Origin of the sequence: Haloplanus sp. GCM10025708, assembly GCF_042663985.1 — an archaeon.
Classification (GTDB): domain Archaea; phylum Halobacteriota; class Halobacteria; order Halobacteriales; family Haloferacaceae; genus Salinirarus; species Salinirarus marinus.
Window position 1 is genome coordinate 2,504,766 of record NZ_JBHSZA010000011.1, and the last position, 23,880, is coordinate 2,528,645.

Genomic DNA, 23,880 nt, shown 5'->3' on the forward strand with positions numbered 1-23,880 from the left:
CCGCTTCCGGGACGGCCACCTCGTTAGGTATACGCCGATTACGGCTCGCTACGGATTCGATCGCCGCCGCCGTCGCGCCGGAACGGACCCCCTGAAAACGGTTATCGGCCGATTATCACGCTTCGCGGACGCTTTCGAGGACCTCGGGGACGGTCTCCAGTGTCGCGTCGAGGGCGTCGACGTCGGGGCCGCCGCCCTGTGCGAAATCCGAAGGGCCGCCGCCGCCACCGCCGACCTCGCGGGCGAGTCGTCCGACGACTTCGCCGGCGTCGATGTCGACGCCGTCCGGGACGCCGACGATGAACTGCGCGCTCCCGCCGTGGGCGCTCCCGAGGACGGCCACCTTCCCCTCGTCGACGAGGGCGTTCGCGGTGGCGCGGAGTTCGTCGGCGTCGGCGTCGAGTCGCTGGACGACCGCGGGGATGCCGCCGACGTCGACTTCCTCGGCCCCGGCCGCCGCGCGCGCCTCCGCGAGTTCCTCTTTGAGGCGGTCGATCTGTTTGCCCCGCTCTTTCCACTCGCTGAAGAAGCGCTCGGCCGTCTCGGGCACTTCGTCGGGGTCGACGTCGAACGCGTCGGCGGCGTCGTAGAGGTGGTCCTCGGTCCGCTGGGTCGCCTCGACGGCGGCCTCGCCCGCCGCGAAGACGATGCGCTCGACGCCGTCCTGGACGGGTTCGGTTTTGAGAATTTTGATGGCTCCGATGTCGCCCGTCCGCCTGACGTGCGTGCCGGCACAGGCCTGGACGTCCTCCGCGACGTGGACGAGGCGGATACTCTGTCCCGGGGGATGCCGCCCTGATAGAGGTCGAACCCGTGTTCGGCCTCGGCCTCGCGGCGGTCGGGCCACTCCTGTTCGACGGGCGTGTTCTCCATCACCACTTCGTTGGCGACGCGCTCGATCTCTTTGATCTCCTCGCGCGTGATGCGCCGGTAGTGGCGCACGTCGAGGCGAGAGCGGTCGGTGCCTTTCTGTGCGCCGGCCTGCCGGACGTGGTCGCCGAGCACCTCGCGGGCCGCGTAGCCGACGACGTGGGTCGCGGTGTGGTGGCGCATCAGGCTCCGGCGGCGGTCGACGTTCACCTGTCCGCGGACGAACTCGCCTTTACCGGGGTTGCGGTCGGTCCGGTGGAGGACGACGCCGTCTCGCTCCTGAACGTCCGTCACCTCGACGGTGACTTCGTCCGTCACCAGCGTCCCCGTGTCGGCCGGCTGTCCCCCGCCTTCCGGGTAGAACATCGTCTGGTCGAGGACGACGTCGTAGCCCTCCTCGCGTTCGAAGACGTCGAGGACCACCGCTTCGAACTCCGTCCGCTCCTGGTCCTCGTAGTAGAGCGGCTGGGTTTCGGGCAGCCCCGAGACGCGCTCCTCGCGCTGGGCGGCCTCCTCCGCCGCTCCCGTGGTCTCGTGGCGGGCGGCGACGCGGGCGTAGAAGTCGTCCGGCAGTTCGACGGCGGCCCCGTGGTCCGCGGCGATCTCCTCGACCATGTCGGGCTGGAGGCCGTGGGAGTCGTACAGTTCGATGAGCGTCTCCGTCGGGATGGGCTCGCCCTTCTCGGCGTACTCTTTGGCCAGCTGCTCGACCCGGCGACTGCCGCGTTCGAGCGTTTCCCGATACTTCTTCTCCTCCGTCCGGACCATGTCGCGGATGGTGTCGCGGTTGGTGTACCCCAGCCGTTCTGCCTGCATGTCCACGAGCTCGTCGAGCGGGGCGTCGACGCCGACGTTGTCGGCGAGGCGCTTGGTCCGTCGGAGGACCATCCGGGCGAGATAGCCCGTCCCGACGTTGCTCGGAACGATGCCGTCGCCGAGCATGTACGCGAGCGCTCGCGAGTGGTCGGCGATGGCGTAGACGTCTTCGAGCGGCTCGAGGAGGTCGGCCAGGCGCTCTTTCTCGACGCCGAGCTGGTCGGCCACCTGCGCGCGGGCCTGCGCCAGGTCCTCGACTTCGTCGATGTCGAGGTGGCCGGAGAGTTCGGCCGCCTCGCGGATGAGGCTCTCCTCGGTTTCGGTGTGGGAGATGCCGGCGTTCTCCTTGAGGAACTCGACCATGTCTGGATAGACGGCGTCGTACACGGTCGGCGTGCCCTGGCTCACCCACGTCCACCGCTCCAGCCCGTAGCCCGTGTCGACGACGTAGGTGTCCATCGGGCTGTAGGTGTTGCCGTCTTTCATCTCGTACTCGCCGTCGGGGTCTTGCTCCATCGACATGAAGACGAGCGTGGCGAGTTCGGCGCCGCGATACAGCACTTCGAAGGCGGGCCCGGCGTTGCCGCCGCCGACCCAGGGGTCCTCGATGTACGTGATCTCCGTCAGATCGACGCCCATCGACTCGAAGAACTCGTCGCAGTACTCGACCGTCCTGTCTTTCCAGTACACCTCGCCCTCGTAGGCGTACTCGCCGTCGGCGTCCTCGCGCACGTTGAAGGCGTGGTGGGCCATCATCTCGAAGGCCATCGTGTGTCGCCCGGTCTTGCCGACGTTGTCGATGTCCTGCATCCGGATGCAGGGCTGTGAGATACAGAGCGGATTGGCCGGCGGCGGCGTCTCGCCGCTCGTGACGAGCGGCTGGAAGTCGTAGATAGACGCCTGCGTCAACAGCACGTCGTCGCGCCAGCGGTTCGCGGCGACCGGATACGGCTCGATGCGTTCGTGGTCGTTGGCCTCGAAAAACGAGAGGAACTGCTCTCGCATCTCCTCCAGAGAGTAGGCGTCGTCGAACCCCGGATTGTCGATGAAGGTGTAGTCGTCACACGGGGGCTCGCCACAGGTCTCGCGGGCCTCGTCCCGCGTCCAGAAGTAGACCCCGCATCCGGGACACTGTTTGCGGGTGAAATCCTCCGCTTCGAAGTAGTCGAGGCGATACTCCGCTTCGAGTTCGCTCATTACTTCCTGTTGGCCTGTCGTCGCCTAAAACAGTTCCGGGACTCCCGTTCATCGCCCGCAGGGACGCTGGGTCCGGCGAATCACGTCTCAGTCCAGCGCCAGCGACGCCAGCAGCGCCTCCAGTTGCACCTGCTCGTTACCGCCCTCGGCGATGCGATAATCCGCCTCCCCGAGGCGTTCCATCAGGCGGACCGTCGCGCGTTCGTCGACGTCGAACTCCCAGACCGACCGGTGGAGCTGGTCGATGACGTCGCCGCCGGCCATCCCCGCGTCCACGAGCAAGGTTTCGAGCGTCGATCGGGCCTTGGCGAAGTCGCCGTCGATGGCCGCCGTCACCATCGCCTCGATCTCCTCGGGCCTGGCGGTGCTGGTGACGGTGTAGACGGCCTCCTCGTCGACCACCTCGCCCGTCGTCGCCGCCGCCTGCAGCGTGTTGATGGCGCGGCGCATGTCGCCGCTGGCGGCGTAGACGAGGGCGTCGAGTCCCTCGTCGGTCAGTTCGATGTCCTCCGCGGCGGCGATCTCGCGCACCTGCCCGGCCACCGCCTCGTCCGAAAGGGGGCAAAGCGAAACACCGCACACCGCGACTGGATGGGGTCGATGATCTGCGAGGAGTAATTGCAGGAGAGGATAAAGCGGGTGTTGTCCGAGAACTGCTCCATCGTCCGACGGAGCGCCGACTGCGCGTCCGACGTGAGGAGTCCGCCTCGTCCAAGAAGATGAGGCGGTAGTCGAAGCCGCCGAAACTGGATCGAGCGAAGTTCTTGATTCGGTCGCGCACCACGTCGATGCCGCGCTGGTCGGAGGCGTTGAGTTCGAGGAAGTTCCCGCGCCAGTCCTCGCCGTAAATCTGGCGCGCGATGGCGGTGGCACAGGTAGTTTTCCCCACGCCTGCTGGACCTGAAAATAATAGGTGGGGCAGTTCGCCCTGTGCGATGTAGCTCTGCAACCGGGAGACGATGTCCTCCTGCCCGTACACGTCTTCGAGCGTCTGTGGGCGGTACTTCTCGATCCAGATCTCCCGCCCCGGCGACGAATCCTCGGCCTCGCTCATACTTCCGTTAGGCGCTCGTCGCCTCATAAACTCCCCGAGACGAATCTTCCCCCGTCGGTGCAGAAGGCTCATTCCCCGCCACGCCTGTGTTCACTCATGCAAGTGACCACCGAAGTCGTCGGCGACGCGGTCCACGAGGTGTCGCTCCGCGACGACGCCACCTACGCGGACCTCCTCGCGGAACTCGGCTACAGCCCGCACGAAGTCGCCGTCCTCGTGGACGGATCGCCCGTGCCCGAAGACGGGACGGTGACCGGAGACCGAGTCCGGGTGCTCCGCCTCATCAAGGGCGGCGGTGCGTGACGAGTTCCGTTCGACCGGCGACCGACGACGACTTGTTGGCCGTCGTGCGCGTCGTCGACGCCGCGATGCTCGAACTCGACCACGACGCCGTCCGCACCGCCGTCGGTTCGGGGGACGTTCTCGTCGCCGACTGCGAGGGCCGGGTTGTCGGCGTCCTCGTTCTCGACGGCGACCACGTCGACGCCGTCGCCGTCCGCCGGTCGCGGCGGGGTCAGGGGATCGGCACCGCCCTCGTCGAGGCGGCGGCCGACCGGCGTGACCGTCTCACGGCCGATTTCGACCCCCGCGTACGGCCGTTTTACGAGTCGCTCGGCTTCAACGTCGGTCGACGCGACGGTCGGCTGTGGGGCGTGCGAGAGGGCAGAGCAGCGGCGTCACGAGTTCCCGTCCGGCCTCCAGGAGCGCGCCCACTCGCTTTTCGCTTTCCGCCTCGGCGTAGACGCGGAGCTTCGGCTCGGTGCCGCTCGGCCGGACGAGGAGCCACGACCCGTCGGCAAGCAGGAGTTTGAAGCCGTCGAGGGTCACCACCTCCGCGACTTCGCGGCCGGCTACTCGTTCGGGGATCACGGATTCGAGTTCGGCCAGCACCCGGGCTTTCTCCGCGTCCGGGCAGTCGAGGCTGATTTTGTCGGCGACGATGCGGCCGTGTTCGTCGAGCAGGCGGTCCACCCGGCGGTCCATCGGTTCCTCGGCCGTCGCCGCCGCCGCGAGCAGGGACATCAGGACGCCGTCCTTCTCGGGGACGTGGCCGCGGATGGAGAAGCCGCCGGACTCCTCGCCCCCACGAGGGCGTCGTGTTCGACCATCGCGTCGGCGACCCACTTGAACCCGACCGCCGTCTCGAACACCTCCTCGCCGTGGGCCTCGGCGATGCGGTCGATCAGGAACGTCGTCGAGACGGTGCGGACGGCGGGACCGGCGGCGTCTTCGAGCAGGTAGTCGTAGGCGGCGGCGAAAAAGAGGTTCTCGTCGAGGAAGCCGCGGCCGGGCGTCACGACGGCCAGTCGGTCGGCGTCGCCGTCGTTGGCGATGCCGAGGTCGGCGTCGTGATCGGTCACGGCGTCGGCCAGCGCCGACAGATGTTCGGCGCTGGGTTCGGGCGGTACGCCGCCGAACGTCGGGTCGCGGTCACACCGCCGGCGAACCACCTCCGCGCCGGCGGATTCGAGGAGGGCGTCGGTGACGCCCCGACCGCTCCCGTGCATGGCGTCGTAGACGACGGTGGTCCCGGAGAGGTCGGCGTCCACCAGTTCGCGGGCGTGGGCGGCGTGGGAGGCGACGAAGTCGACGCGCCGGACGTTCCCACGCTCCGCTTCGGGGCGGAGGTCCAGTTCGGCGAGGCGGTCCTCGATGGCGTCGGTCACCTCCGGGAGGGCGGGCGCGCCGTCGTCGGGGATGAACTTCACGCCGTTGTACTCCGGTGGGTTGTGGGAAGCGGTCACCATCAGCGCGCCCGACAGGCCCCGGTCGACGATGGCCCACGCGACGACGGGCGTCGGACAGTCCCGTTCGGGCAGGCGGACGTCGAAGCCGTTGCCGGCGAGCACCTCGGCGAGCGATTCGGCGAACCCTTCGGAGGTCTCTCGCGCGTCGTAGCCGACGGCGACGGGCGCGTCGCGACCCTCGTCGCGGAGGTAGTCCGCGACGGCCTGTCCGACCACGCGGACGCGGGCGTCTGTGAACACGTCGAGGGGCGCCCGCCACCCGTCGGTCCCGAACGAGATTGCGTCCATATCTGACTCTCCCGTTCGGACGGCAAAAGGTGGGCGTCGGCCTCCCGGTGGCCGTTCGTCCGGCGTCGTTTCGCCGCCGAAACTATCATCTTGGCGACCGTAAAACGTCGAACTGGGGGAGACCAATGTCCCTCGTCGAGACGATCAAACACGTCTTCACCTCGGTGGCACAGGCCGTCTTCCAGTGCGACGCCTGCGGTGAGACGTTCGAGGCGGATCTGGACGTCACCGACCGCGATTTTTCGGCTACTCGGCGTCGACGAGGCGCTCTTTCTCGGCCCGCGAGAGCGATTTAAGTTCGTGCTCGCGGGACATCGCCGCCGACTGACTCTCGAACGACTCGGTGTAGACGAGTTCGACCGGCGTCCGACCGCGGGTGTACTTCGCCCCCTCGCCGGCGTCGTGCTCGGCCACGCGGCGTTCGACGTCGGTGGTGTAGCCGGTGTAGTAGGTGCCGTCCCGGCACTCGACGACGTAGACGTAATGCATCCGTTCGGGCGTTCGTCGGGGACCTACAGGAGAGTTTGGATCGCTTCGCGTCGGCAGCCGCCGTCGAGCGACGCGACGGTCGCCGTCTCCTATTCGTCGGCCGCGTCGCGTCGCGCCGCGCCGACGGCCCGTGCGACGAGGCCGGCCTGTGCGCCCGCGGTGAAGCCGGCGTCGATGTTGACCACCGAGAGGACGGTACACGACTGGAGCATTCCCGCGAGCGCGGACTCGCCGTCGCCGCCGAAGCCGTACCCCGTCGAGACGGGGAGGCCGATGACGGGCGTGTCGACGAGGCCGGCGACGACGGTGGGTAACGCCCCTTCGCGGCCGGCGGCGACGACGGCGACGTCGGCCGCGCGGAGCGTTTCGAGGTTGTCGACGATGCGCCCGAGGTGGGCGACGCCGACGTCCGAGACGCGTTCGACCGTCGCGCCGAGTTCGCGCGCGAGGACCGCCGCCTCGCCCGCCGCCTCGGCGTCGGACGTCCCCGCCGTGACGACGGCCACCGTCGCGTTGACCGACGGCGGTTCGTACGACGGGCCGTGGACGACCACCGTCCGGGCGCGTTCGTCGTGGTCGACGCTCGCGTCCCCGGGGACGGCGTCCGTCACCGCCGCCACGGCCGCCTCGTCGACGCGCGTCAGGAGCGCGCGCCCCGTCGTCTCCAGTGCCGCCGTCGCCAGCGTCGCTACTTCGCCGGGCGTCTTTCCTTCCGCGAGGATGGCCTCCGGGACGCCCCGTCGCCGTTCCCGTGCGGCGTCGAATCGCCCGGCCTCGGTGGTCGCGTACCCCGCGAGGCGGGCCTCCGCCTCCGCCGGCGAGAGATCGCCCGCTGCCACCGCGTCGAGGATGTCGCGCATACTCTCAGTCGATCGGGAGGGGACTCGTACGTGTCGATTTCTCGCCCGGTATTTGAATCGCCGTGACGAAAAAACGCGAGAAAGCAGTCTATGGCGGTACATGCGGCCGATTTGGGAAATCTTTTTAATAAGGGCGGGGATAGTGGAACCTGTATGGCAGACCTTATTGTCAAAGCCGCTGTCAAGGAAGCGCTCCAGGACAAGAACGTCGCTTCGGACTTCTACGACGCACTCGACGACAAAGTCGAGGAACTCCTCGAAGACGCCGCCCGTCGCGCGGAACAGAACGACCGCAAGACGGTCCAGCCTCGCGACCTGTAATCCGGCTCCCGTTCTCCGATATTTTTCCACCCGCCAGCGACGCGACTCTCACTCGTCGGCCGCCGGCAGCACCTCGACGCCGTCCTCGCGGCCGACGTGAATCTCGTCGGCGACGCCGACGAACAGGCCGTGCTCGACGACGCCCGGGGTCGACGAGAGGTCGGCCGCCAGCCCCCGGGATCGGCGATCTCGCCGAAGTCGCAGTCGAGGACGAGGTTGCCGTTGTCGGTGACGACGGGACCGTCTTTCCGGTCGGCGGTCCGGAGCGTCGGGTCGCCGCCGGCGTCGCGGACGCGCCGCGCCACCAGCGCCTGTGCGTCGGGTAACACCTCGACCGGGACCGCCCGGTCCAGCGTCGCGGCCAGTTTCGACGGGTCGACGACGGCGACGAACCGATCGGCGGCCGCCGCGACCACCTTCTCGCGGGCGTGGGCCGCCCCGCCGCCCTTGATCAGGTCGCCGTCGGCGACGCGGTCCGCGCCGTCGATGGCGACGTCCACCCGGTCGACCGCTTCGAGCGCGACGAGCGGTATCCCGACGTCGCGCGCGAGTCGGCGCGAGGCGTACGACGTAGCGACGCCCCGGACGTCGAGGCCGGCGTCGACTGCGCGGCCCAGTGCGCGGATGGCGTGGGCGGCGGTGCTGCCCGTCCCCAGGCCGACGACGCTCCCGTCGGTCACGAGTTCGGCCGCGTGTTCCCCGGCGCGGCGTTTCGCGGCGTCGCTCCCGCCAGTGGTCTTCATACGCGGTGTCAGCACCGCGCGCGCCAAAACCGCCCGATTCGGAAAGCGAGTCACGGAGGGGTGGCTACTTACGACCCCCGTGAGTACGCCCGCGCATGGTTCCCCTCGCCCTCGCGCACCTCTTCGTTCGCTGGTTGCACGTCCTCGGCGTGGCCGTCGCCGTCGGCGGGGCCGCCCTCACGTGGGCCGTCGGCCGACGCTCCGCCCCGGGCGAGGCGTCGCTCGCCGTCGCCACCGTCTACGAGTTCGCCTTCTGGGCCGCGCTGGGGACGCTCGTGATGACGGGCGTCGGCAACCTCGGCGCGTTCACGCCGTCGCTCCCTCGCGGCCGGTGGGGGGCGACGCTCACGCTCAAGCTCCTGCTGGTCGCCGCGATTCTCCTGCTGTCGGCCGTCCGTACGGCCGTCGTCGTCGCGTGGCGGCAGCGCTCCGCCCCGGACAAGACGGCTCTCGAACGCGGCTACGCCGCGACGACGCTCTCGCTCGTCGCCGTCGTCGCGCTCGGGGAGGTCCTCGCCCATGGCTGACGCCGGCGACGCCGGTGCGGCGACCGCCGATGCGACGACCACCGACCCGACGGCGGTCCCCGCCTCGGACCCGCTTCTCGCGTGGGGGTTGGCGAGCTTTCACGTCGCCGTCCTCGTCGTCGTCCCCGTCGCTATCCTCCACCGCGTCGGGGCGCTCGGGTCGCTCCTGCACGGCGTCGGAACGGGGGTCGGCCTCGCGCTCTACCTCCTGCTGTGGGGGGTGACGTGGGCGACGAACCGACGGTGGCTGACCGAGGCCGACTTCTCCGCCCCCGGCCGACCGTCGCCGCGGGCGGGAAGTGGGGCGCGGTGGCCGGCCTCGCGTTCTTCTACGGCCTCCTCGTCGCTATCGCGAGCGCGACGGGCGACCTAACGTTCGTCGCCATCTTCGCGCTTCTCGGCACCGCGTTCTCCCCGCTCGTGGGCGCGCTGATCGGCGTCGGGTTCGCGACGCTCGACTTGCTCGTCGTCGACGCCGCGCGGCGGGTCGCGGCCGAGTAATCGGCGGTGGCTCCCGTGACCGCCGGCCGCGAGGGACGCGGCGGCTCGACGCCGAGGCAAAAGCGCTATTCGGCGAAGCGAGACACGTCACGCACATGAGTTCCCCCGATCGACCCCGCCTCTCGATCCGTCAGTTGTTACTCGTCGTCGTCTTCCTCCTCGGAATCTGTGTCGTCCTGCTCGCCGACGTCGTGAACGCGACTCGCGGCTTCGCCACGACGGCCGCGGGCGTCGGGAAACTCGTCGGCACGCTCACCGCACTGGGCGCGCTCTGGGCTCTCTACGACAGCGTCTTCCCGATTACCGGGTAGTGCTCCCGGCCGGTCCGAACCCCGTTCGACGCGCCCGCCCGATCGCGCCCAAACGTTTTGCTCCCCCGGTCGACGACGGCGTATGGCACGCACAGTCGTCGTCGCGGGCGTCGGCCCCGGTCTCGGGGCGTCCGTCGCCCACCGGTTCGCCACGGAAGGATGTGACGTCGCGCTACTGGCGCGGTCGGCGTCCTACCTCGACGGTCTCGCCGCCGAACTGGACGGCACCGAGGGATCGGGGCTGGCCGTCCCCACCGACCTGACCGACGAGTCGGCCGTCCGCGAGGCGTTCGCGGAGATTCGGGAGGCGTTCGGCCCCGTAGACGTCCTCGTCAACAACGCCAGCGGCGCGGCGTGGAAGGGCCTCCGTGACGTCTCGGTCGACGAACTCGACCGGGCGTGGGAAGTCGGGCCGCGCGGGGGCTTTCTCTGTGCACAGGAGGCCGTCGAGGACATGGTCGCGGGCGACGGCGGAACGGTCGTCTTCACCGGCGCGACGACGTCGGTGCGTGGCCGCGAGGGGGCGGTCGGCTTCTCGGCCGCCAAATTCGCCGTCCGCGGCATCGCGGAGTCGATGGCGCGGGAACTCGGCCCCGAGGGCGTCCACGTCGCCCACGTCGTCATCGACGGGCAGATACGCCCCGATGCGGACGTGGCCGATCCCGAGGCGTATCTCGACCCGGACGACGTCGCCGAGACGTACTGGCGGTTGGCCGAACAGAACCGGAGTGCGTGGACGCTCGAACTCGACCTGCGTCCCCACGTCGAGGAGTTCGAGCCGGTCGAGCACCGCTCCGGCGTCGTAGGCGAGCGAGAGCGCCCGCGATCGGCCGCGTCCCTCGACGTCGGCGTAGTCGGCCTCGATGACGCCCAACTGGTCGAGTTTGTTGACGATTTCGGAGTAGCGGGTGTATCCGAGCCCCGTGTCCTCGTGGAACGCCTCGTAGATGGCCCCGGCCTGTTCGCCGTCGTAGTCGGCGATGACCTCCACCAGCGCGCGCTCGGAGTCGGAGAGTTCGCGCAGACACCGCGAGAGGTGGACGTACTTCGACTTGTCGTAGGCCTTCTCGACGTCGTCGGCGCTGATCGCCCGGCTCGCGCGCATCTCGGCGTTCAGCCCTGCGCGGCGCAGGAGTTCGATCCCCACCCGCAGGTCGCCGCTCTCGGCGGTGAGTTCGGCCACGTGGTCGAGTTCCTGCGGGCCGATGACGCCGTCGTGGAACCCCCTCTCCACTCGTTCGCCCAGGATGTCGACGATTTCGCGCTGATCGTACCGGGGGAAGTACACCTCCTCGGGGCGGAAGACGCTCTGGACGCGCCCGTCGAGTTCGTCCATGATGTCGAGCGCGAGGTCCGAGGAGACGACGATGACGCCGATTCGTGCGCCGGTGTGGCCCTCGTGGGCGCGCAGCAGCGAGTAGAGCGTGTCCGAGGCTTCGTTCTCGTAGAACAGGTAGTTCACGTCGTCGAGGGCGACGACGAGGACCTCCTCCTCCTCGACGAGGCGGTCGGTGATCTGGCCGAACAGTTTCTTGAACGAGATGCCCGAGGAGGGGGTTCGTACTCGAAGATGTGTTCGAAGACGCGGGAGAAGACGGCGTACCTGGTCGAATCGAGCTGGCAGTTCACGCGGACGGTGCGGACGTCGGGCTGGCCGGTGAGTTCGCCGAACAACTTCTGGACGGCCGTCGTCTTGCCCGTCCCCGGCGGGCCGCGAACCATCGTGTTCAGGGGACGAGAGCCGCGCACCGCTGGTCGGAGGGCGTATTTCAGACTCTCCAGTTGGCTCTCGCGGTGGTTGAACGCCTCCGGGACGTAATCGATCTCGAAGACGTGTTCGTCCCGGAAGACGGATTCGTCCCACGACAGCATCCCCTCTTCGGGGTCGTCCGTCATCACTTTCACCACGCTCGGGCGGATACTTAACGCTTGCCGCGATTCCGTCGGACAGGTGGCGCACACGGCGGACGCGTGGCTGACGGGAATTACTCCCCGTCGAACTTCTCCAGCAGTCGGTCGTAGAAGTCGGCGTCGCCGGCGACGTCGCCCGACGTCGCCTCGTCCGCGAGTTTCTCGACGATGAGTTCGGGCGTCGATCGCGCGAGGTGATCTTTGACGGGCGAGCGGTTCACCCGGAGTTCGCCGTCCACCAGTCCCACGGCCTCGATACCGTCGACGGCGACGTCGAAGTCGGCGACGGCCCGGATCTCTTCGGCGAGGTGGGAGACGAAGACGGCCGTGGCGTCCTGTTCGTCGAGCGCTTCGAGGATGCCGCCGACGATCTTCGCGCTCGCTCCCGGTTCGGTGATGCTCTCCAGTTCGTCGACGAGGACGAGTCGGTCGTCGGCCCCCTCGGCGAGGTCGGCGAACTCGCGGATCGTGCTCTCGAAGGCTCCGGCGTCCAGCGTTCCCTGCGTCTTGGCGTAGTAGTGGAGTTCCGAGACGCGGCCGATGCGGGCGTCCTCGGCCGGCACCGGCAGTCCCATGTGCGCCAGCACGACGACGACGGCCACCAGATCGAGCGTGGAGGTCTTCCCGCCGCTGTTGACGCCGGAGAGGAGCGTCACGCCCGAGACGCCGTAGTCGACGGGGTCGACGGCTGCGAAGTCGACGTCGAGGAGGGGCGATCGCCCGCCCTCGACGTCGAAGCCCTCGCCCGCGAACGTCGGCATCGTGCAGTCGAAATCGCGGACGAACCGGGCAATCGCGAGTTCGACGTCGAGTTCGAGCGCGTCCCGGACCAGTTCCTCGACGGGGTCACGTAACGCGCCCAGATCCCGCGCGAGATCGGATTTCAGTCGCTCGGCGCGCCGGTCTCGCGCCGCCGTGAGTTCCGTCCGGAGGCGCGAGACGGCCTCCTCGTTTCGCTCGATCGGGAAGGAGGGGTCGCCCGCGAAGACGCGCTCCACGAGGTCGGCCTGGTCCGCGCCGATGCCGAGGCTCTCCACGAGGTGGTCGCGGGCGCGTTCGAGAGCCGTGTCGAACTCGTCCGCCAACTCGCGCGTGAGGAGCGTATCGACCCGCGCCCCCTGTTCGACCAGCGAGAGGAAGTCGGTCCCCTCGATGGTGACGTCGCGTTCGCGGATGACGTCGCGGAGGTGGTCGTTGGCGACGGATTCGGCGGTGGAGATGGCGGCGTCGAGGTCGTTGACGGCGGCGGTGAGTCGGTCGAGTTCGTCGTCGCCGGCGACGGTGCCGTCGTCGTCCAGTCGGGAGAGCGCGTCGCGCAAGTCGGCGAGGTCACAGGGCGGGTCCACGTCGGCCGCTTCGTGGACGTCGGCGGCCGCCAGCAGGCGTTCGCGATTCTCGGCGAAGAAGGCGAGCAGTCGCTCGGGGACGACCTCGTGGGGGTCGTCGAGGGCGTTCGGTTCGACGCGCACGTCGCCGGTCACGTCCACGCCGGCGAACGTCTCGTCCAGCGCCACGACGGCCGAGTACGACCGCGCGAGTTCCGAGAGGTCGCGGGCGTCGTCTACCACCTCGACCGAGAGTTCGGGGATCGCCCGCTCGGCGGCGGCGTACGTCTCGGCGTCCGTCGTGGCGAGACAGCGCTCCCGGACGCGAACCGTGGGCGCGGGGCGGAGCGGTTCGACGCCGTCGAGGGCGTCGAGCACGGCCGGGTCGGGGTCGCGTTCCGCCGCCCGTTCGGCGAACGCGCGAACCTCCTCGATGCGCGACGTCGACGCGGTGGGGAAAAACGTCTCCAGTCGCTTGGCGGCGTAGTCAGTCACCGTCCGCGCCTGTAGCAGCGAGAGGACGTCGCGGTAGATTTCGTCCGCTCTCTCCGTGGCGAGGAAGTCGCCGCCGTCGCCGTGTTCGCGGCGGATGGCCGCCCGGGCGATGGCCGCCGCCCGCCCGTCGCTGATGCCCGGGGCGCGTGCCAACGCCGCTACGTCGCCCTCCCGGAGCGCGCGCTCGGCGTCGTCGAGTTCCGACAGCGCCGCCGCCGTCTTCTCGCCGACCCCCGGGATGGCCGTCAGTTCCATTCGGGGGTAGTATCGCCCCATCGGTCAAAACGTTGCGGGTAGTTCGTTCGATCCTTCGGATGAGTCGGTGTCCGGGTGTCCTCGAACGCCTTCGAATGACCCTGCGTGAGAGTGACTGTGCCCTCGAAAGCCCTCGGCGCTCTCGGGTCGCGCGCACCGGGAGAGCAAAGCTCTCCCGAGGTCTCGTTCGCTCCGCTCGCGAGACTCTCGCTGTCGTTCGAGAGAGCAGAGCTCTCTCGTGATGACGAAAGGCGCTTTGCGCCTTTCGAACCACGCGCCTCGGCCTTCGGCCTGCGGTGTCGTGCGGGCGACACGCGAGTCGCCCGCACGGCTTGCGAGACGGCTTTGCCGTCTCGCTGTGCTTACGTCGCCGTGCTTCCCCGAGACCGCCTCGCCCTTTCAGTCCCCCAGGGACCGCAACCGCCGGACCCTCCCCGTGGCTCGCTGATAAAACAGCGAGCCGCGCCCGTTGACCGGACGAATCGAGCGGCGCGCGCTGTCGCGCGCTCCGTCGCGCGACCATAGCGCGCGAGGGTATCGTGCCCGCTTCCGGGCGGGCACCCGTGGCTGGGGAGGGGAGGCCGTTGGGCGGGGCTTTCGAGGTCACTGTCGTCTCCGTCTCGTCGACGAATACGAGGGCTTTCGAGGTCACTACCCCACCGATTCCACTCGACCCGACGACGGCCTATTCGAAGCAAAACACCTTAACCGATGACGACCAACCCACTGTCGATGGCGCAATCGTCGCAGAACCAGGAACTCATCGACCGGTTCGGTCGGTTCTTTCGCAACTACTACCGCGACGAGATAAGCACACTCGCCCAGCGCTACCCCAACGAACAGCGCTCGCTCTACATCGATTACGACGACCTCTACACGTTCGATCCGGACCTCGCCGAGGACTACCGCACCCAGCCGGACCAACTCCGGGAGTACGCCGAGGAGGCGCTCCGCCTCTACGACCTGCCCGCGGACGTCAAACTCGGGCAGGCCCACGTCCGGGTGCGGAACCTCGACGACCACGTCGACATCCGCGACATCCGGGTCCACGACGACCACGTCGGCAAACTCGTCAGCGTCCAGGGTATCGTCCGCAAGGCGACGGACGTTCGACCCAAGATCACGGAGGCCGCGTTCGAGTGCCAGCGCTGTGGCACTATGACCTACATCCCCCAGACCGACGGGAGCTTTCAGGAACCCCACGAGTGTCAGGGCTGTGAGCGACAGGGTCCCTTCCGAGTCAACTACGATCAGTCCGAGTTCGTCGACTCGCAGAAACTCCGCATCCAGGAGAGCCCCGAGGGCCTGCGCGGCGGCGAGACGCCCCAGAGCATCGACGTCGACATCGAAGACGACGTCACCGGCAAGGTGACCGCCGGCGACCACGTCACCGTCACGGGCGTCCTCCACATCGAACAGCAGGGGTCCGAACAGGAGAAGTCGGCAATCTTCGACCTCTACATGGACGGCGTCAGCGTCGAGATCGAGGACGAAGAGTTCGAGGATATGGACATCACCGAGGACGACGTCCGGGAAATCGTCGAACTCTCCGACGACGACGACATCTACGAGCGAATGGTCGACTCCGTGGCTCCCTCCATCTACGGCTACGACCAGGAGAAACTCGCCATGATTCTCCAGCTCTTTTCGGGCGTCACCAAACATCTCCCCGACGGGTCGCGGATTCGTGGCGACCTGCATATGCTTCTCATCGGTGACCCTGGCACCGGGAAGAGCCAGCTCTTATCATATATCCAAAACGTTGCGCCACGCTCGGTCTACACCTCCGGCAAGGGGTCGTCGGCGGCGGGTCTCACTGCCGCGGCCGTCCGCGACGACTTCAGCGACGGCCAGCAGTGGACACTGGAGGCGGGGGCGCTCGTCCTCGCGGACAAGGGTATCGCCGCTATCGACGAGTTGGACAAGATGCGCTGTGTGACCGGCGACACGCTCGTCCACCTCGGCGACGGCCGCGTTCGACGCATCGGCGAACTGGCGCGGGAGGCGGCCGACGACGGGGCTATCGAAACCCTTCCGAACGGGCGGACGATTCGCGACGTCGACTTCGACGCGTGGACGATGACCGACGACGGCCGACTCGTCAGTCGGCCGGTGACCGCAATCCACGAGTACGACGCGCCCGACGACCTGACCGAAGTCCGTCTCGAATCCGGGGAGACGGTGACCGCGACCGACGACCACCCGTATTTCGTCTTCGAAGACGGGAATCGCGTGGAGAAACCCGCCGCGGACCTCGAAGCCGGGGACTGGGTGTACGTTCCACGGGCGCTCCCGGACGCGGCGAGCGACGGCGGAGTCGCCGCCGCGGAGACGCGCCCCGCCGAACGGGACTCGGCGGCCGCACTCGGCGCGATTCTCGGCTATCTCTCCGGCGACGGCAACGTCTTCTACGACCGCGCCGGCGGGAGTTACGGCATCCGATTCACGAACGCGGAGGAGCGACTCCTCGTGGATTTCGAACGCGCCTGTCGGGCGGCGTTCGACGCCGACCCGGTCCGCCCACCGAGCGAGCGGCGCGACGACGGCGTGGAGACGGTCCGCCTCCCCGGCAAGGCTTACGCCGACGCCGTCCTCGACGCCGGGATGAACCTCGAAACGTACGACGGGAAAGCCTTCCCCGACGGCGTGACCGACCTGACGCGAGAGGCGAAAGCGGCGTTCGTCCGGGCGCTCGCCGACAGCGAAGGCTCGGTCGATACGCGGACGGGAAACGTTCGGATCTACTCCGCCAGTTACGAACTCCTGTTGGGGACAAAGAGCCTCCTGTTGGAGTTCGGAATCTCCTCGCAGATTCAGACGCGTGAGAAATCGGAGAAGCGTGACATCCACGTCCTCGCTATCACGGCCGCCGATTCGCTATCGGCGTACAACCGCCACGTCGGCTTCGTGCTCGACCGGAAACAGGCGGCGCTCGATACCGTCTGCGAGAACGCCTCCGGTGACCGGACTATCCTCGACGTCGTTCCCGGAATCGGTGACCGACTGCGGGCGATTCGGGAATCGCTCCGTCTCCACCAGTCGGAGTGTGGGTTGCCTGCCGGTACGTACGCCGACTTCGAGTGTGGGCGGGCGGACGTCTCGCTCCATCGGGCGCGGACCGTCCTCGACGCGTTCGAGTCGCGTGTTCGAGACGCCGAAACTGACCGCGAACGACTCTCGACGCCGTGTTCGTGGGACACGCTCGCCGAGCTGAAAGGGACGTACCACGTCTCACAGGCCGAGATTGCCGACGAGGCGGACGTCTCACAGCCGACGATTTCTGCTCGCTGGGGCGACGACGAGGAACTCCGCGCCCTCGTTCGGAACCGACTTCGTGACGTCGTCGCCAGCGTCGCGGACGCGGAGTTCGACGTGTTTCGCTCCCTCGTCCGCGGTGACGTGAAGTGGCGTCGCGTCGACGCCGTCGATTCCGTCGCCGCAGCGGACGCCGACGACCGGCTCTCCGTCCTTCGAAACGACCTCGCAACCCTCCTCGGCTGCCCCGTCTCGGCCGCCGAATCTCGCGCTCGCTCGCTTCTCGCCAACGACGTCGACGCCGACTCGTGGGACGACCTCTGGGTCGAACTCGACCGATACGACGTCTCCTACGCGTCGCTCGCGTCGGACCTCGACGTGGCGGGCTCGACCGTCTCACGCTGGTTCCGTGGCGTCGTCGACACCGACCGCTTCGACGAGGTTCGTGACGCCGCCCTCGAACGCATCCGGGCACGACACGACGCCGTCGCCGGCCTTCTCGACGCCATCGAGACCCGAACCGACCCCAAGGTCTACGACCTGACCGTCCAGGGGACGCACAACTTCGTGGCGAACGGGCTCGTCGTCCACAACTCCGAGGACCGCTCCGCGATGCACGAAGGCCTCGAACAGCAGAAAATCTCCATCTCGAAGGCGGGCATCAACGCCACCCTCAAAGCGCGGTGTTCGCTCCTCGGCGCGGCGAACCCCAAATACGGCCGCTTCGACCAGTACGAACCCATCGGCGAGCAGATAGACCTCGAACCCGCGCTCATCTCGCGGTTCGACCTCATCTTCACGGTGACGGACCAGCCCGACCCCGAGAAGGACGCCAACCTCGCCGACCACATCCTGCAGACGAACTACGCGGGCGAGTTGAACACCCAGCGCACCCGGATGACCAACTCGGAGTACACGCAGGAACAGGTCGACGACGTCACCGAGAACGTCGCTCCGGAAATCGACCCGGGCCTCATGCGCAAATACATCGCCTACGCCAAGCGCAGTTGCTTCCCGGCGATGACCGACGAAGCGAAGGCGGCCATCCGGGAGTTCTACGTCGACCTTCGCGAGAAAGGCACCGACGAGGACGCCCCGGTTCCGGTGACGGCGCGGAAGCTCGAAGCGCTGGTCCGTCTCTCGGAGGCCAGCGCCCGCGTCCGCCTCTCGGATACCGTCGAACGCGAGGACGCCGAGCGCGTCATCGAGATCGTCCGCTCCTGTCTGCAGGACATCGGCGTCGATCCCGAGACGGGTCAGTTCGACGCCGACGTGGTCGAGACGGGCACCTCCAAGAGCCAGCGCGACCGCATCAAGAACCTCAAGCATCTCATCGCCGACATCGAGGACGACTACGAGGAGGGCGCGCCGGTCGAGAAGGTGCTCGAACGCGCCGACGAGATCGGCATGGACCGCTCGCGGGCCGAAGACGAAATCGAGAAGCTCAAGACTCGAGGCGAGCTGTACCAGCCAAAAGCCGATCACTTGCGGACCACCTGATGGACCGCATCTCCGCCCTCCGCAACGTCGAGCAAGCCCTCCGCGAGTTCGAACGCGGGGAGACGGATCTCGCGGCGACCGAACGCCGGGTGGCGACCATCCTGCGGACGTACGCGACGGAGTTCGAGAGCGAGGAGGAAAGTCGGCCTACCGGGCGACGGGGCCGGACCGCGTCGACGGCGTCGTCGTCGTCGCCGCCTCCCCGTCGGCGGCGCACGAGCGGATTCGCGGCCTGATGGACGACCCGCCCGCGTTCGACGTCGAACCCCTCAACTGACCGACGATACTTTTACGTCGGCGCTCCGTGCAGTCGCCATCGTGCTGTTAGTGGTGACGTACTCGCAGGCGGCGCGGACGACGCTCCGGAACGTCTGTCGGAGTCACGAGGCGACGGTGGTTCGCCGGTTCGGTCGGGCGGCCCTGTTCGAAGCGACCGAACTCGGCGCGTTTCTCGCCTTGCGCCTGCGCGAGAAACACGGCTCCGAGGTGCAGATAGAGCGGACGACGCCGCTCAACGAGTACGAGGACGTCCCCGAGTCGGTCCAGGAGGCGGCCGCGGCCTACGAGAAGCGAGATAAGCCGAGCACGCCGTACGCCAAATTCGCCGCCGGCACCGACCACCCCGACCCGGAGCGACTCGACGCCAGCGAGCTATGAACGCCGTCGTCGCCGGCCGGACCTACGAGGGACGGGCGATAGACGTCGACGCCGGCGTCTCGGCGGCGGCCGTCGCCCGGGCAGTCCGCGGCGAGGACGTCGACGGGGTATCCGTCTCCTGTCCGTCGCCGACGCCCGTCCACGACTACGTCGGCCTGATTCCCCCGTCGACGCGTTCGACCTTCGAGGTGCGCTGGCGACGACTGCGCGGGCCCTCGGTCACGAGGCACCACAGCGAGAGGCTATCGAGGACCTCCGGACGCAGTTGACGGAGTTCGAGGTGGACGGCATCGACGTGGCGGCGATACGCCGCCGAGTCGCGGAGGCGGGCGACGACGAGGCGCACCTGCGCGAACGCGTGGCGGCACTCCGCGGCCGCGTGCAGGCCCTCCGCGAGGCGGACGGGGAGACGGCGGCCGACGCGGAGGCCGAACTCGAGTCCGCTATCACCGAACTCTCGGAAGTCGAGACGGAACGCATCGCTGCGGAGCAGTCGCTCTCCCGGGCGGAGGCGCGGGAACGCGCCGCGCGTGACCGCCGGGAGCGACGCCTCGAACTGGCGGACCGCCTCGCCAATCTCGAACGCGGGGCGCGGGCGGACCTCGCGGCGACCGTCTACGACGAGTTCACCGCCGCCGTCGCGACGCTCCCCGGCGACGGCGACGCCGGCGGCGAACCCGGAGAGTACGACGGCGACGCGGTGACGGCGGCCCTCGGCGTCGCCCGCGTCGCACCTCTCCGTGCACCTGTCGTCCTCGCGGCCGATCGGTTCGACGACGCCGCGACGGCCGCCGACCGCCTCGACGCGCCCGTCGTTCGGCTTCCCCGGCCGTGATTTAAATCGAATGACGCGACCATCCCCGCTATGAACGTGGGCTGGTCCGTCGACGCCGTCGACGGGATGGCGCTGGTCACGGTCGAACTACACAACCCGACGCCCGTCGATCGACGGGTTCGCGTCGAGAACGAACTGGCGGGGGACGTCCTTCCGCCGCGACGGCAGGGGTCCCCGAACGCGGGTGGGACGACGAGGGGTTCGTGGGCGTCGTCGCGGCCGACGATCGGGTGTCGCTGGGATACGCGTGTCCCGCGTCGGTCGAACGACCACCGGTGTCTGTCACCGACGAGGGACGCGTCGACGACCCCGACGACGGCACGACGGCCGAGTCGGCGATACGCGAACTCGGCGACCCGTCGCCGCCCGCGGACGCGGTTCCGCTCCCGACGGTCGGTGACGGAGGCGACGACGCCGACGAGGGCCGGGACGACGCCGGCGAGACGTCCTGCGACGTCGACGACGAGTCGACGCTCCCCACCCCCGACTCGGGCGGGGCGGGCGACGCGGAACCGACGGGAGCGGAGCCGTCTCCGTCGTCGGCGACCGCTTCTCGCTCGGCGGCACCCGACGACGCCGAGACGACGCGTCCGGCGGACGGTACGGCCGAACCGACGGTCGCCGAGCGCGTGACGCCGCCGGTCGATTTCCCGTCGGCGAACCGCCTCCCGGACGGGACCGACGAGGAGCTGCCGGAGTCGGTGGCGACGTGGCTCGAAGCGGTCGAACGCCGCGTCGAATACGGCGAGGGTCTGACGGACGCGTCGGTGGTCGAAGCGGCCGACGTCCTCGAATCGGCGGGCGGCCTCGACGCCGTAACGTCGCTCCCGGAGACGCTGACTGCCGACGCCGATGCGTTGCGGGCCGTCGCGACCGCGGCCGAGCGACTGGCCGACCGAGCGGAGGAGACGGACGTGCCCGTCGACGCGCTCCGGAGGTTGGCGTGATCGTCGCCGTCGCGGGCGGGAAAGGCGGCGTCGGCAAGACGACGCTGAGCTACAACCTCGGCGCGGCGCTCGCGGCCGTCGTCGTCGACGCCGATCTCGGGATGGCGGACCTACCGACCGGACCGGGTCCCGACCTCCACGACGTCCTGGCGGGGCGAGCGGACCCCGTCGAAGCCGTCCGTGAGGGGCGAGTGCGACTGCTCCCCTGTGGCCGGTCGCTCTCGGGGGCCCGCGCCGCGGACGTGCGCGGCCTCGGTGACGCGATCCGCGCCGTCGCCGACGAGTACGGCGACGTCGTCGTGGACTGTCCGGCGGGGTTGCGCGCCGACGTGGGGGTTCCGCTGGCCGTCGCCGACGCCTGTCTCGTCGTCGCGTCGCCCCGTCGATTCGCGCTCGCCGACGCGATGCGGACGCGGGAGTTGGCGCGCGAACTCGACGCTGGACTCGTCGGCGTCGCCGTCAATCGAGTCGTGGAGTCGCCGCCGACCGAGGCGGTCGAACGCGCCCTCGGCGCGCCCGTCACCGTCGTGCCGGCGGACCCACGGGTCGGAAAGTCGATAGCCGAGAACAGGCCGGTCGTTCGAGCCGCGCCGGAGAGCGAGGCGGCACGGAGCGTCGAGAACCTCGCGGCGGCAGTTCAGTCCTGTAAGGCAGTGTAGGTGTTTCTGACCGTCACCGGCGTCACGTCGGCGACGTCGGCGGCGCGTTGCTGTGTCAGGCCGGCACTCTCCTCGACGGCGGCGGTGTAGAGGCAGGCCGCAGCGACGCCGCTGGGGTTCTTGCCGGCGACGAGTCCCCGCGCCCGTGCTTCGTCGACGTACTCGCGGGCGCGGCGTTCGACAGTCGAGTCCAGGTCGAGTTTCGTCGCGAACCGGGGAGGTACTCGGCGGGGTCGATGGGGCCGGTCGGGAGGTCGAGTTCGCGATTCAGCGCGCGGTACGCCGCCCGATGTTCGCCTTCGCTCGCCCGCGCCGCGTCGGTGACCTCCTCGACGGTCCGCGACACCGACGAGACGCGGCAGGTGGCGTAGACGGCGGCCGACGCGAACCCCTCGATGGACCGCCCGCGGAGCAGGTCCTCGTTCTGCGCGCGCTCGAACAGCGCACACGCGCTCTCGCGGACGTGTCGCGGGAGCGACAGCGAACTCACGAGCCGCCGGATCTCGGTGAAGGCGTACACCTGATTGCGCTCCCGCTTGCTCGAAATCTGCGCACGACTGTGCTGGCGGCGCATCCGCGCCCACTGCCGTCGCTTGCGGCCTTTCACGCGGGACGAGCGCCCGATCTCCGTCGAGAGGCCGCGGTCGTGGCGCGATCGGGTCAGCGGCGCGCCCGTCCGTTCGGGGTTGGTGTCGTCGTCGTCGAACGAGCGCCACTCCGGGCCGTGGTCGATGTGATCTTCCGCGACCACGAGCCCACATTGCGCGCAGATGGTCTCGGTGTCGTTCGCTTTCAGTCGGCCGTCGCATTCGGGACAGTGCGTCGTACGTGCCTCACTCATCACAACTGGAGTTTCGGCCCGATGCATTATTTAAAGGGTGGTGGAACGCGGAATTTCCGCCATCCCAGCGGCGATACAACGTATCGGTTACCGGTACGTTCGAAAATCGCCGGCCGTCGCGGCGGTAGTTTTTAGACGTGTCGGGTAACAAACCGAAGCTATGGGGCTGTCGGACATCGCGGCGGGCATCGAGATAACGGAACGCCAGAACGAGCGGGGCGTTCCGACGGTGGACGCCACGCAGTCGGACCTCGTCTCGCGGCTCTCTTCGCACGCGGAATCGCTCCCGTGTACCCCGGAGGCGGCGGCGACGGTGCTGGAGACGCATTCGGCCGGTACCAGCGTCGGCGACAGCGCTCGCGAGGCGGGCGTCGCGCCGATGACCGCCGCGAAAGTCCTCCACCGGTGTGGCGTCGCGGGCGTCTCCCCGCTCTCGCCCACCGCCCGGCGGGTGGTTCGCGACTGGCTCTCCGGCGACGTTTCGCGGGCCGACGCGCTCGCCCTCTCGGGCGCTGACGAGACGGAGTTCGCGCTCCAGACCTACGTCGAGACGCACGACGCCGTGCCCGAACTCGCCGACGCCGTCGAGGGCGTCCTCGAACCCGAGGCGAACGCGAGCGTCGCCAAACGCGACGCCCTCGGCGAGACGATGAGTTCCGCCACCGATCTCCGCTAACGCGAGACGTAGTCGCTGACCGACCCGAAGACGCCGTCGTCCGACGGCACGTCGACGTCGGCTTCGAGCAGTTTTTCGCCCAGGCGAGCGACGGCCGTCGCGTACGACCCGTCCGTCGCCACCGACGGTGCCGCGCTCACTTCGCTCTCCGTCTCCGGGAGGGAGACGTCCGCGGCGGTCTCGTTCCCCCGCGTCGAGACGACGGCGTCGACGTCGGCCGCCAGGTCGGCGAGTCGGTCACGCATCCGCTGGACGGCGTCCCGGCCGCGCGTACTCGCGGGCGTCACCAGCGCAGTCCGGTCGCAGGCGTTCACCGCGGCCACGGCCTGATTCGCCGCGACGGGCGGCGTGTCCACGAGGACGACGTCGAACGCCTCGCTCGCCTCGTCGATGCGCTCCTCGAAGTCGCGCGCCGCGCCGGCGGTTTTCGCCCGTGCCAGTCGCTCGAACGGCGCGGACGCCGGACAACACGCCGCGCGTCCGGGGGCGTCGTCGACGAGTTCGACGAGCCCGTTCTCGAGCGGTTCGTCCGCCGCGTCGGTCAGCAGCGACGTCACGTCGGGGTCGAGTCTCCCGTCGAGATAGTCGGCGAGTCCCTGCGTCGCGAAGGCGGCGTCGAGGACGGCCACCGTCCGCCCGTCGCCCGCGAGAAGCGCGGCGAGTTCGACGCACGTTCGGGTCGTCCCCGCACCGCCCGTCGCACCGACGAGCGCTACGGTGGGAGTTCCTGCCATACGGCGACTGCTTCCGTCGTCAGTGTAAAACTCTCGGTCGCCCGCCGATCGACGCCGCCACGATA

General features: G+C 69.0%; 17 protein-coding genes and 9 pseudogenes. 16 read left to right on the plus strand and 10 right to left on the minus strand.

The annotated features are described in order from the left end of the window. Positions 1–115 precede the first annotated feature (115 nt). Together alaS and ACFQJD_RS17130 are read right to left on the minus strand one after the other, a co-directional pair. Positions 116–2,883 (minus strand): annotated as a pseudogene (gene alaS, locus ACFQJD_RS17125) (alanine--tRNA ligase). Between the two features lie 87 nt (positions 2,884–2,970). Continuing rightward, positions 2,971–3,937, minus strand: a pseudogene (locus ACFQJD_RS17130) (replication factor C small subunit). A 96-nt stretch (positions 3,938–4,033) separates the two neighbouring features. Here ACFQJD_RS17130 and samp2 point away from each other — a divergent pair. Together samp2 and ACFQJD_RS17140 are read left to right on the plus strand one after the other, a co-directional pair. After that, entirely contained in the window at positions 4,034–4,240 is a 207-nt protein-coding gene (samp2, locus tag ACFQJD_RS17135; protein WP_379799823.1) for a ubiquitin-like small modifier protein SAMP2, read from the plus strand. A gap of 65 nt (positions 4,241–4,305) precedes the next feature. After that, positions 4,306–4,545 (plus strand): annotated as a pseudogene (locus ACFQJD_RS17140) (GNAT family N-acetyltransferase); the annotation flags it as partial. Positions 4,546–4,555: 10 nt separating this feature from the next. Here ACFQJD_RS17140 and ACFQJD_RS17145 read toward each other — a convergent pair. The 3 genes and pseudogenes from ACFQJD_RS17145 to larB form a co-directional block, all read right to left on the minus strand. Further along, positions 4,556–5,973, minus strand: a pseudogene (locus ACFQJD_RS17145) (phosphoglucomutase/phosphomannomutase family protein). A gap of 246 nt (positions 5,974–6,219) precedes the next feature. After that, complete coding sequence (locus ACFQJD_RS17150) at positions 6,220–6,462, minus strand: GIY-YIG nuclease family protein (protein ID WP_379799825.1); 243 nt, start codon at positions 6,460–6,462, stop codon at positions 6,220–6,222. 89 nt (positions 6,463–6,551) lie between these two features. Beyond that, positions 6,552–7,322 (minus strand): nickel pincer cofactor biosynthesis protein LarB, encoded by a 771-nt coding sequence (gene larB, locus ACFQJD_RS17155; protein ID WP_379799827.1) that lies wholly within the window; start codon positions 7,320–7,322, stop codon positions 6,552–6,554. Between the two features lie 153 nt (positions 7,323–7,475). Here larB and ACFQJD_RS17160 point away from each other — a divergent pair, with 153 nt between their 5' ends. Next, a complete protein-coding gene (locus tag ACFQJD_RS17160; protein WP_379799829.1) occupies positions 7,476–7,643 on the plus strand; it encodes a DUF1931 family protein in 168 nt (55 codons plus the stop codon). A gap of 48 nt (positions 7,644–7,691) precedes the next feature. Here ACFQJD_RS17160 and rpiA read toward each other — a convergent pair. After that, positions 7,692–8,386, minus strand: a pseudogene (gene rpiA / locus ACFQJD_RS17165) (ribose-5-phosphate isomerase RpiA). Between the two features lie 95 nt (positions 8,387–8,481). Here rpiA and ACFQJD_RS17170 point away from each other — a divergent pair. The 5 genes and pseudogenes from ACFQJD_RS17170 to ACFQJD_RS17190 form a co-directional block, all read left to right on the plus strand. After that, positions 8,482–8,913, plus strand: coding sequence for a hypothetical protein (locus tag ACFQJD_RS17170; protein WP_379799831.1), 432 nt, complete (start codon positions 8,482–8,484; stop codon positions 8,911–8,913). Next, complete coding sequence (locus tag ACFQJD_RS17175; protein ID WP_379799833.1) at positions 8,906–9,286, plus strand: hypothetical protein; 381 nt, start codon at positions 8,906–8,908, stop codon at positions 9,284–9,286. Before ACFQJD_RS17170 ends, ACFQJD_RS17175 begins: the two co-directional genes overlap by 8 nt. Further along, positions 9,223–9,414: a hypothetical protein gene (locus ACFQJD_RS17180; RefSeq protein WP_379799835.1), complete on the plus strand. Its 192-nt coding sequence runs from the start codon at positions 9,223–9,225 to the stop codon at positions 9,412–9,414. Before ACFQJD_RS17175 ends, ACFQJD_RS17180 begins: the two co-directional genes overlap by 64 nt. 95 nt (positions 9,415–9,509) lie before the next feature. Next, the gene (locus ACFQJD_RS17185) at positions 9,510–9,725 is read left to right on the plus strand and encodes a hypothetical protein (protein WP_379799837.1); all 216 of its coding nucleotides are present in this window, start codon (positions 9,510–9,512) and stop codon (positions 9,723–9,725) included. Between the two features lie 82 nt (positions 9,726–9,807). Beyond that, positions 9,808–10,500 (plus strand): annotated as a pseudogene (locus ACFQJD_RS17190) (SDR family NAD(P)-dependent oxidoreductase); the annotation flags it as partial. Here ACFQJD_RS17190 and ACFQJD_RS17195 read toward each other — a convergent pair. Continuing rightward, positions 10,501–11,621, minus strand: a pseudogene (locus ACFQJD_RS17195) (ORC1-type DNA replication protein); the annotation flags it as partial. Between the two features lie 89 nt (positions 11,622–11,710). Then, a complete protein-coding gene (locus tag ACFQJD_RS17200) occupies positions 11,711–13,711 on the minus strand; it encodes a MutS-related protein (RefSeq protein ID WP_379799839.1) in 2,001 nt (666 codons plus the stop codon). Between the two features lie 732 nt (positions 13,712–14,443). On the opposite strand from ACFQJD_RS17200, the gene ACFQJD_RS17205 reads away from it, so the two are divergent. The 7 genes and pseudogenes from ACFQJD_RS17205 to ACFQJD_RS17235 all read left to right on the plus strand — a co-directional run bounded on the left by ACFQJD_RS17205 (position 14,444) and on the right by ACFQJD_RS17235 (position 21,564). Then, the gene (locus tag ACFQJD_RS17205) at positions 14,444–18,466 is read left to right on the plus strand and encodes an LAGLIDADG family homing endonuclease (protein ID WP_379799842.1); all 4,023 of its coding nucleotides are present in this window, start codon (positions 14,444–14,446) and stop codon (positions 18,464–18,466) included. Beyond that, a pseudogene (locus tag ACFQJD_RS17210) lies at positions 18,466–18,743 on the plus strand (hypothetical protein). The gene ACFQJD_RS17205 and the pseudogene ACFQJD_RS17210 overlap by 1 nt, the downstream one beginning before the upstream one ends. A gap of 41 nt (positions 18,744–18,784) precedes the next feature. After that, complete coding sequence (locus ACFQJD_RS17215; protein WP_379799844.1) at positions 18,785–19,123, plus strand: hypothetical protein; 339 nt, start codon at positions 18,785–18,787, stop codon at positions 19,121–19,123. Next, the gene (locus tag ACFQJD_RS17220) at positions 19,120–19,392 is read left to right on the plus strand and encodes a hypothetical protein (RefSeq protein WP_379799846.1); all 273 of its coding nucleotides are present in this window, start codon (positions 19,120–19,122) and stop codon (positions 19,390–19,392) included. The genes ACFQJD_RS17215 and ACFQJD_RS17220 overlap by 4 nt, the downstream gene beginning before the upstream one ends. Continuing rightward, positions 19,389–19,958, plus strand: a complete 570-nt coding sequence (locus ACFQJD_RS17225) for a hypothetical protein (protein ID WP_379799848.1) — start codon at positions 19,389–19,391, stop codon at positions 19,956–19,958. Before ACFQJD_RS17220 ends, ACFQJD_RS17225 begins: the two co-directional genes overlap by 4 nt. Positions 19,959–20,161: 203 nt before the next feature. Continuing rightward, entirely contained in the window at positions 20,162–20,905 is a 744-nt protein-coding gene (locus ACFQJD_RS17230; protein ID WP_379799850.1) for a hypothetical protein, read from the plus strand. After that, positions 20,902–21,564: a P-loop NTPase gene (locus ACFQJD_RS17235; RefSeq protein WP_379799852.1), complete on the plus strand. Its 663-nt coding sequence runs from the start codon at positions 20,902–20,904 to the stop codon at positions 21,562–21,564. Before ACFQJD_RS17230 ends, ACFQJD_RS17235 begins: the two co-directional genes overlap by 4 nt. Here ACFQJD_RS17235 and ACFQJD_RS17240 read toward each other — a convergent pair. After that, positions 21,543–22,405, minus strand: a pseudogene (locus ACFQJD_RS17240) (transcription initiation factor IIB). The gene ACFQJD_RS17235 and the pseudogene ACFQJD_RS17240 sit on opposite strands and share 22 nt — an antisense overlap. Before the next feature lie 160 nt (positions 22,406–22,565). Between ACFQJD_RS17240 and ACFQJD_RS17245 the strand changes: the two are divergent. Next, positions 22,566–23,081, plus strand: a complete 516-nt coding sequence (locus tag ACFQJD_RS17245) for a hypothetical protein (protein ID WP_379799854.1) — start codon at positions 22,566–22,568, stop codon at positions 23,079–23,081. On the opposite strand, the gene ACFQJD_RS17250 is transcribed toward ACFQJD_RS17245, so the two are convergent. Next, on the minus strand, positions 23,078–23,815 hold the full coding sequence (locus tag ACFQJD_RS17250) for an AAA family ATPase (RefSeq protein ID WP_379799856.1): 738 nt from the start codon (positions 23,813–23,815) through the stop codon (positions 23,078–23,080). The two genes, ACFQJD_RS17245 and ACFQJD_RS17250, sit on opposite strands and share 4 nt — an antisense overlap. Between the last annotated feature and the right edge of the window lie 65 nt (positions 23,816–23,880).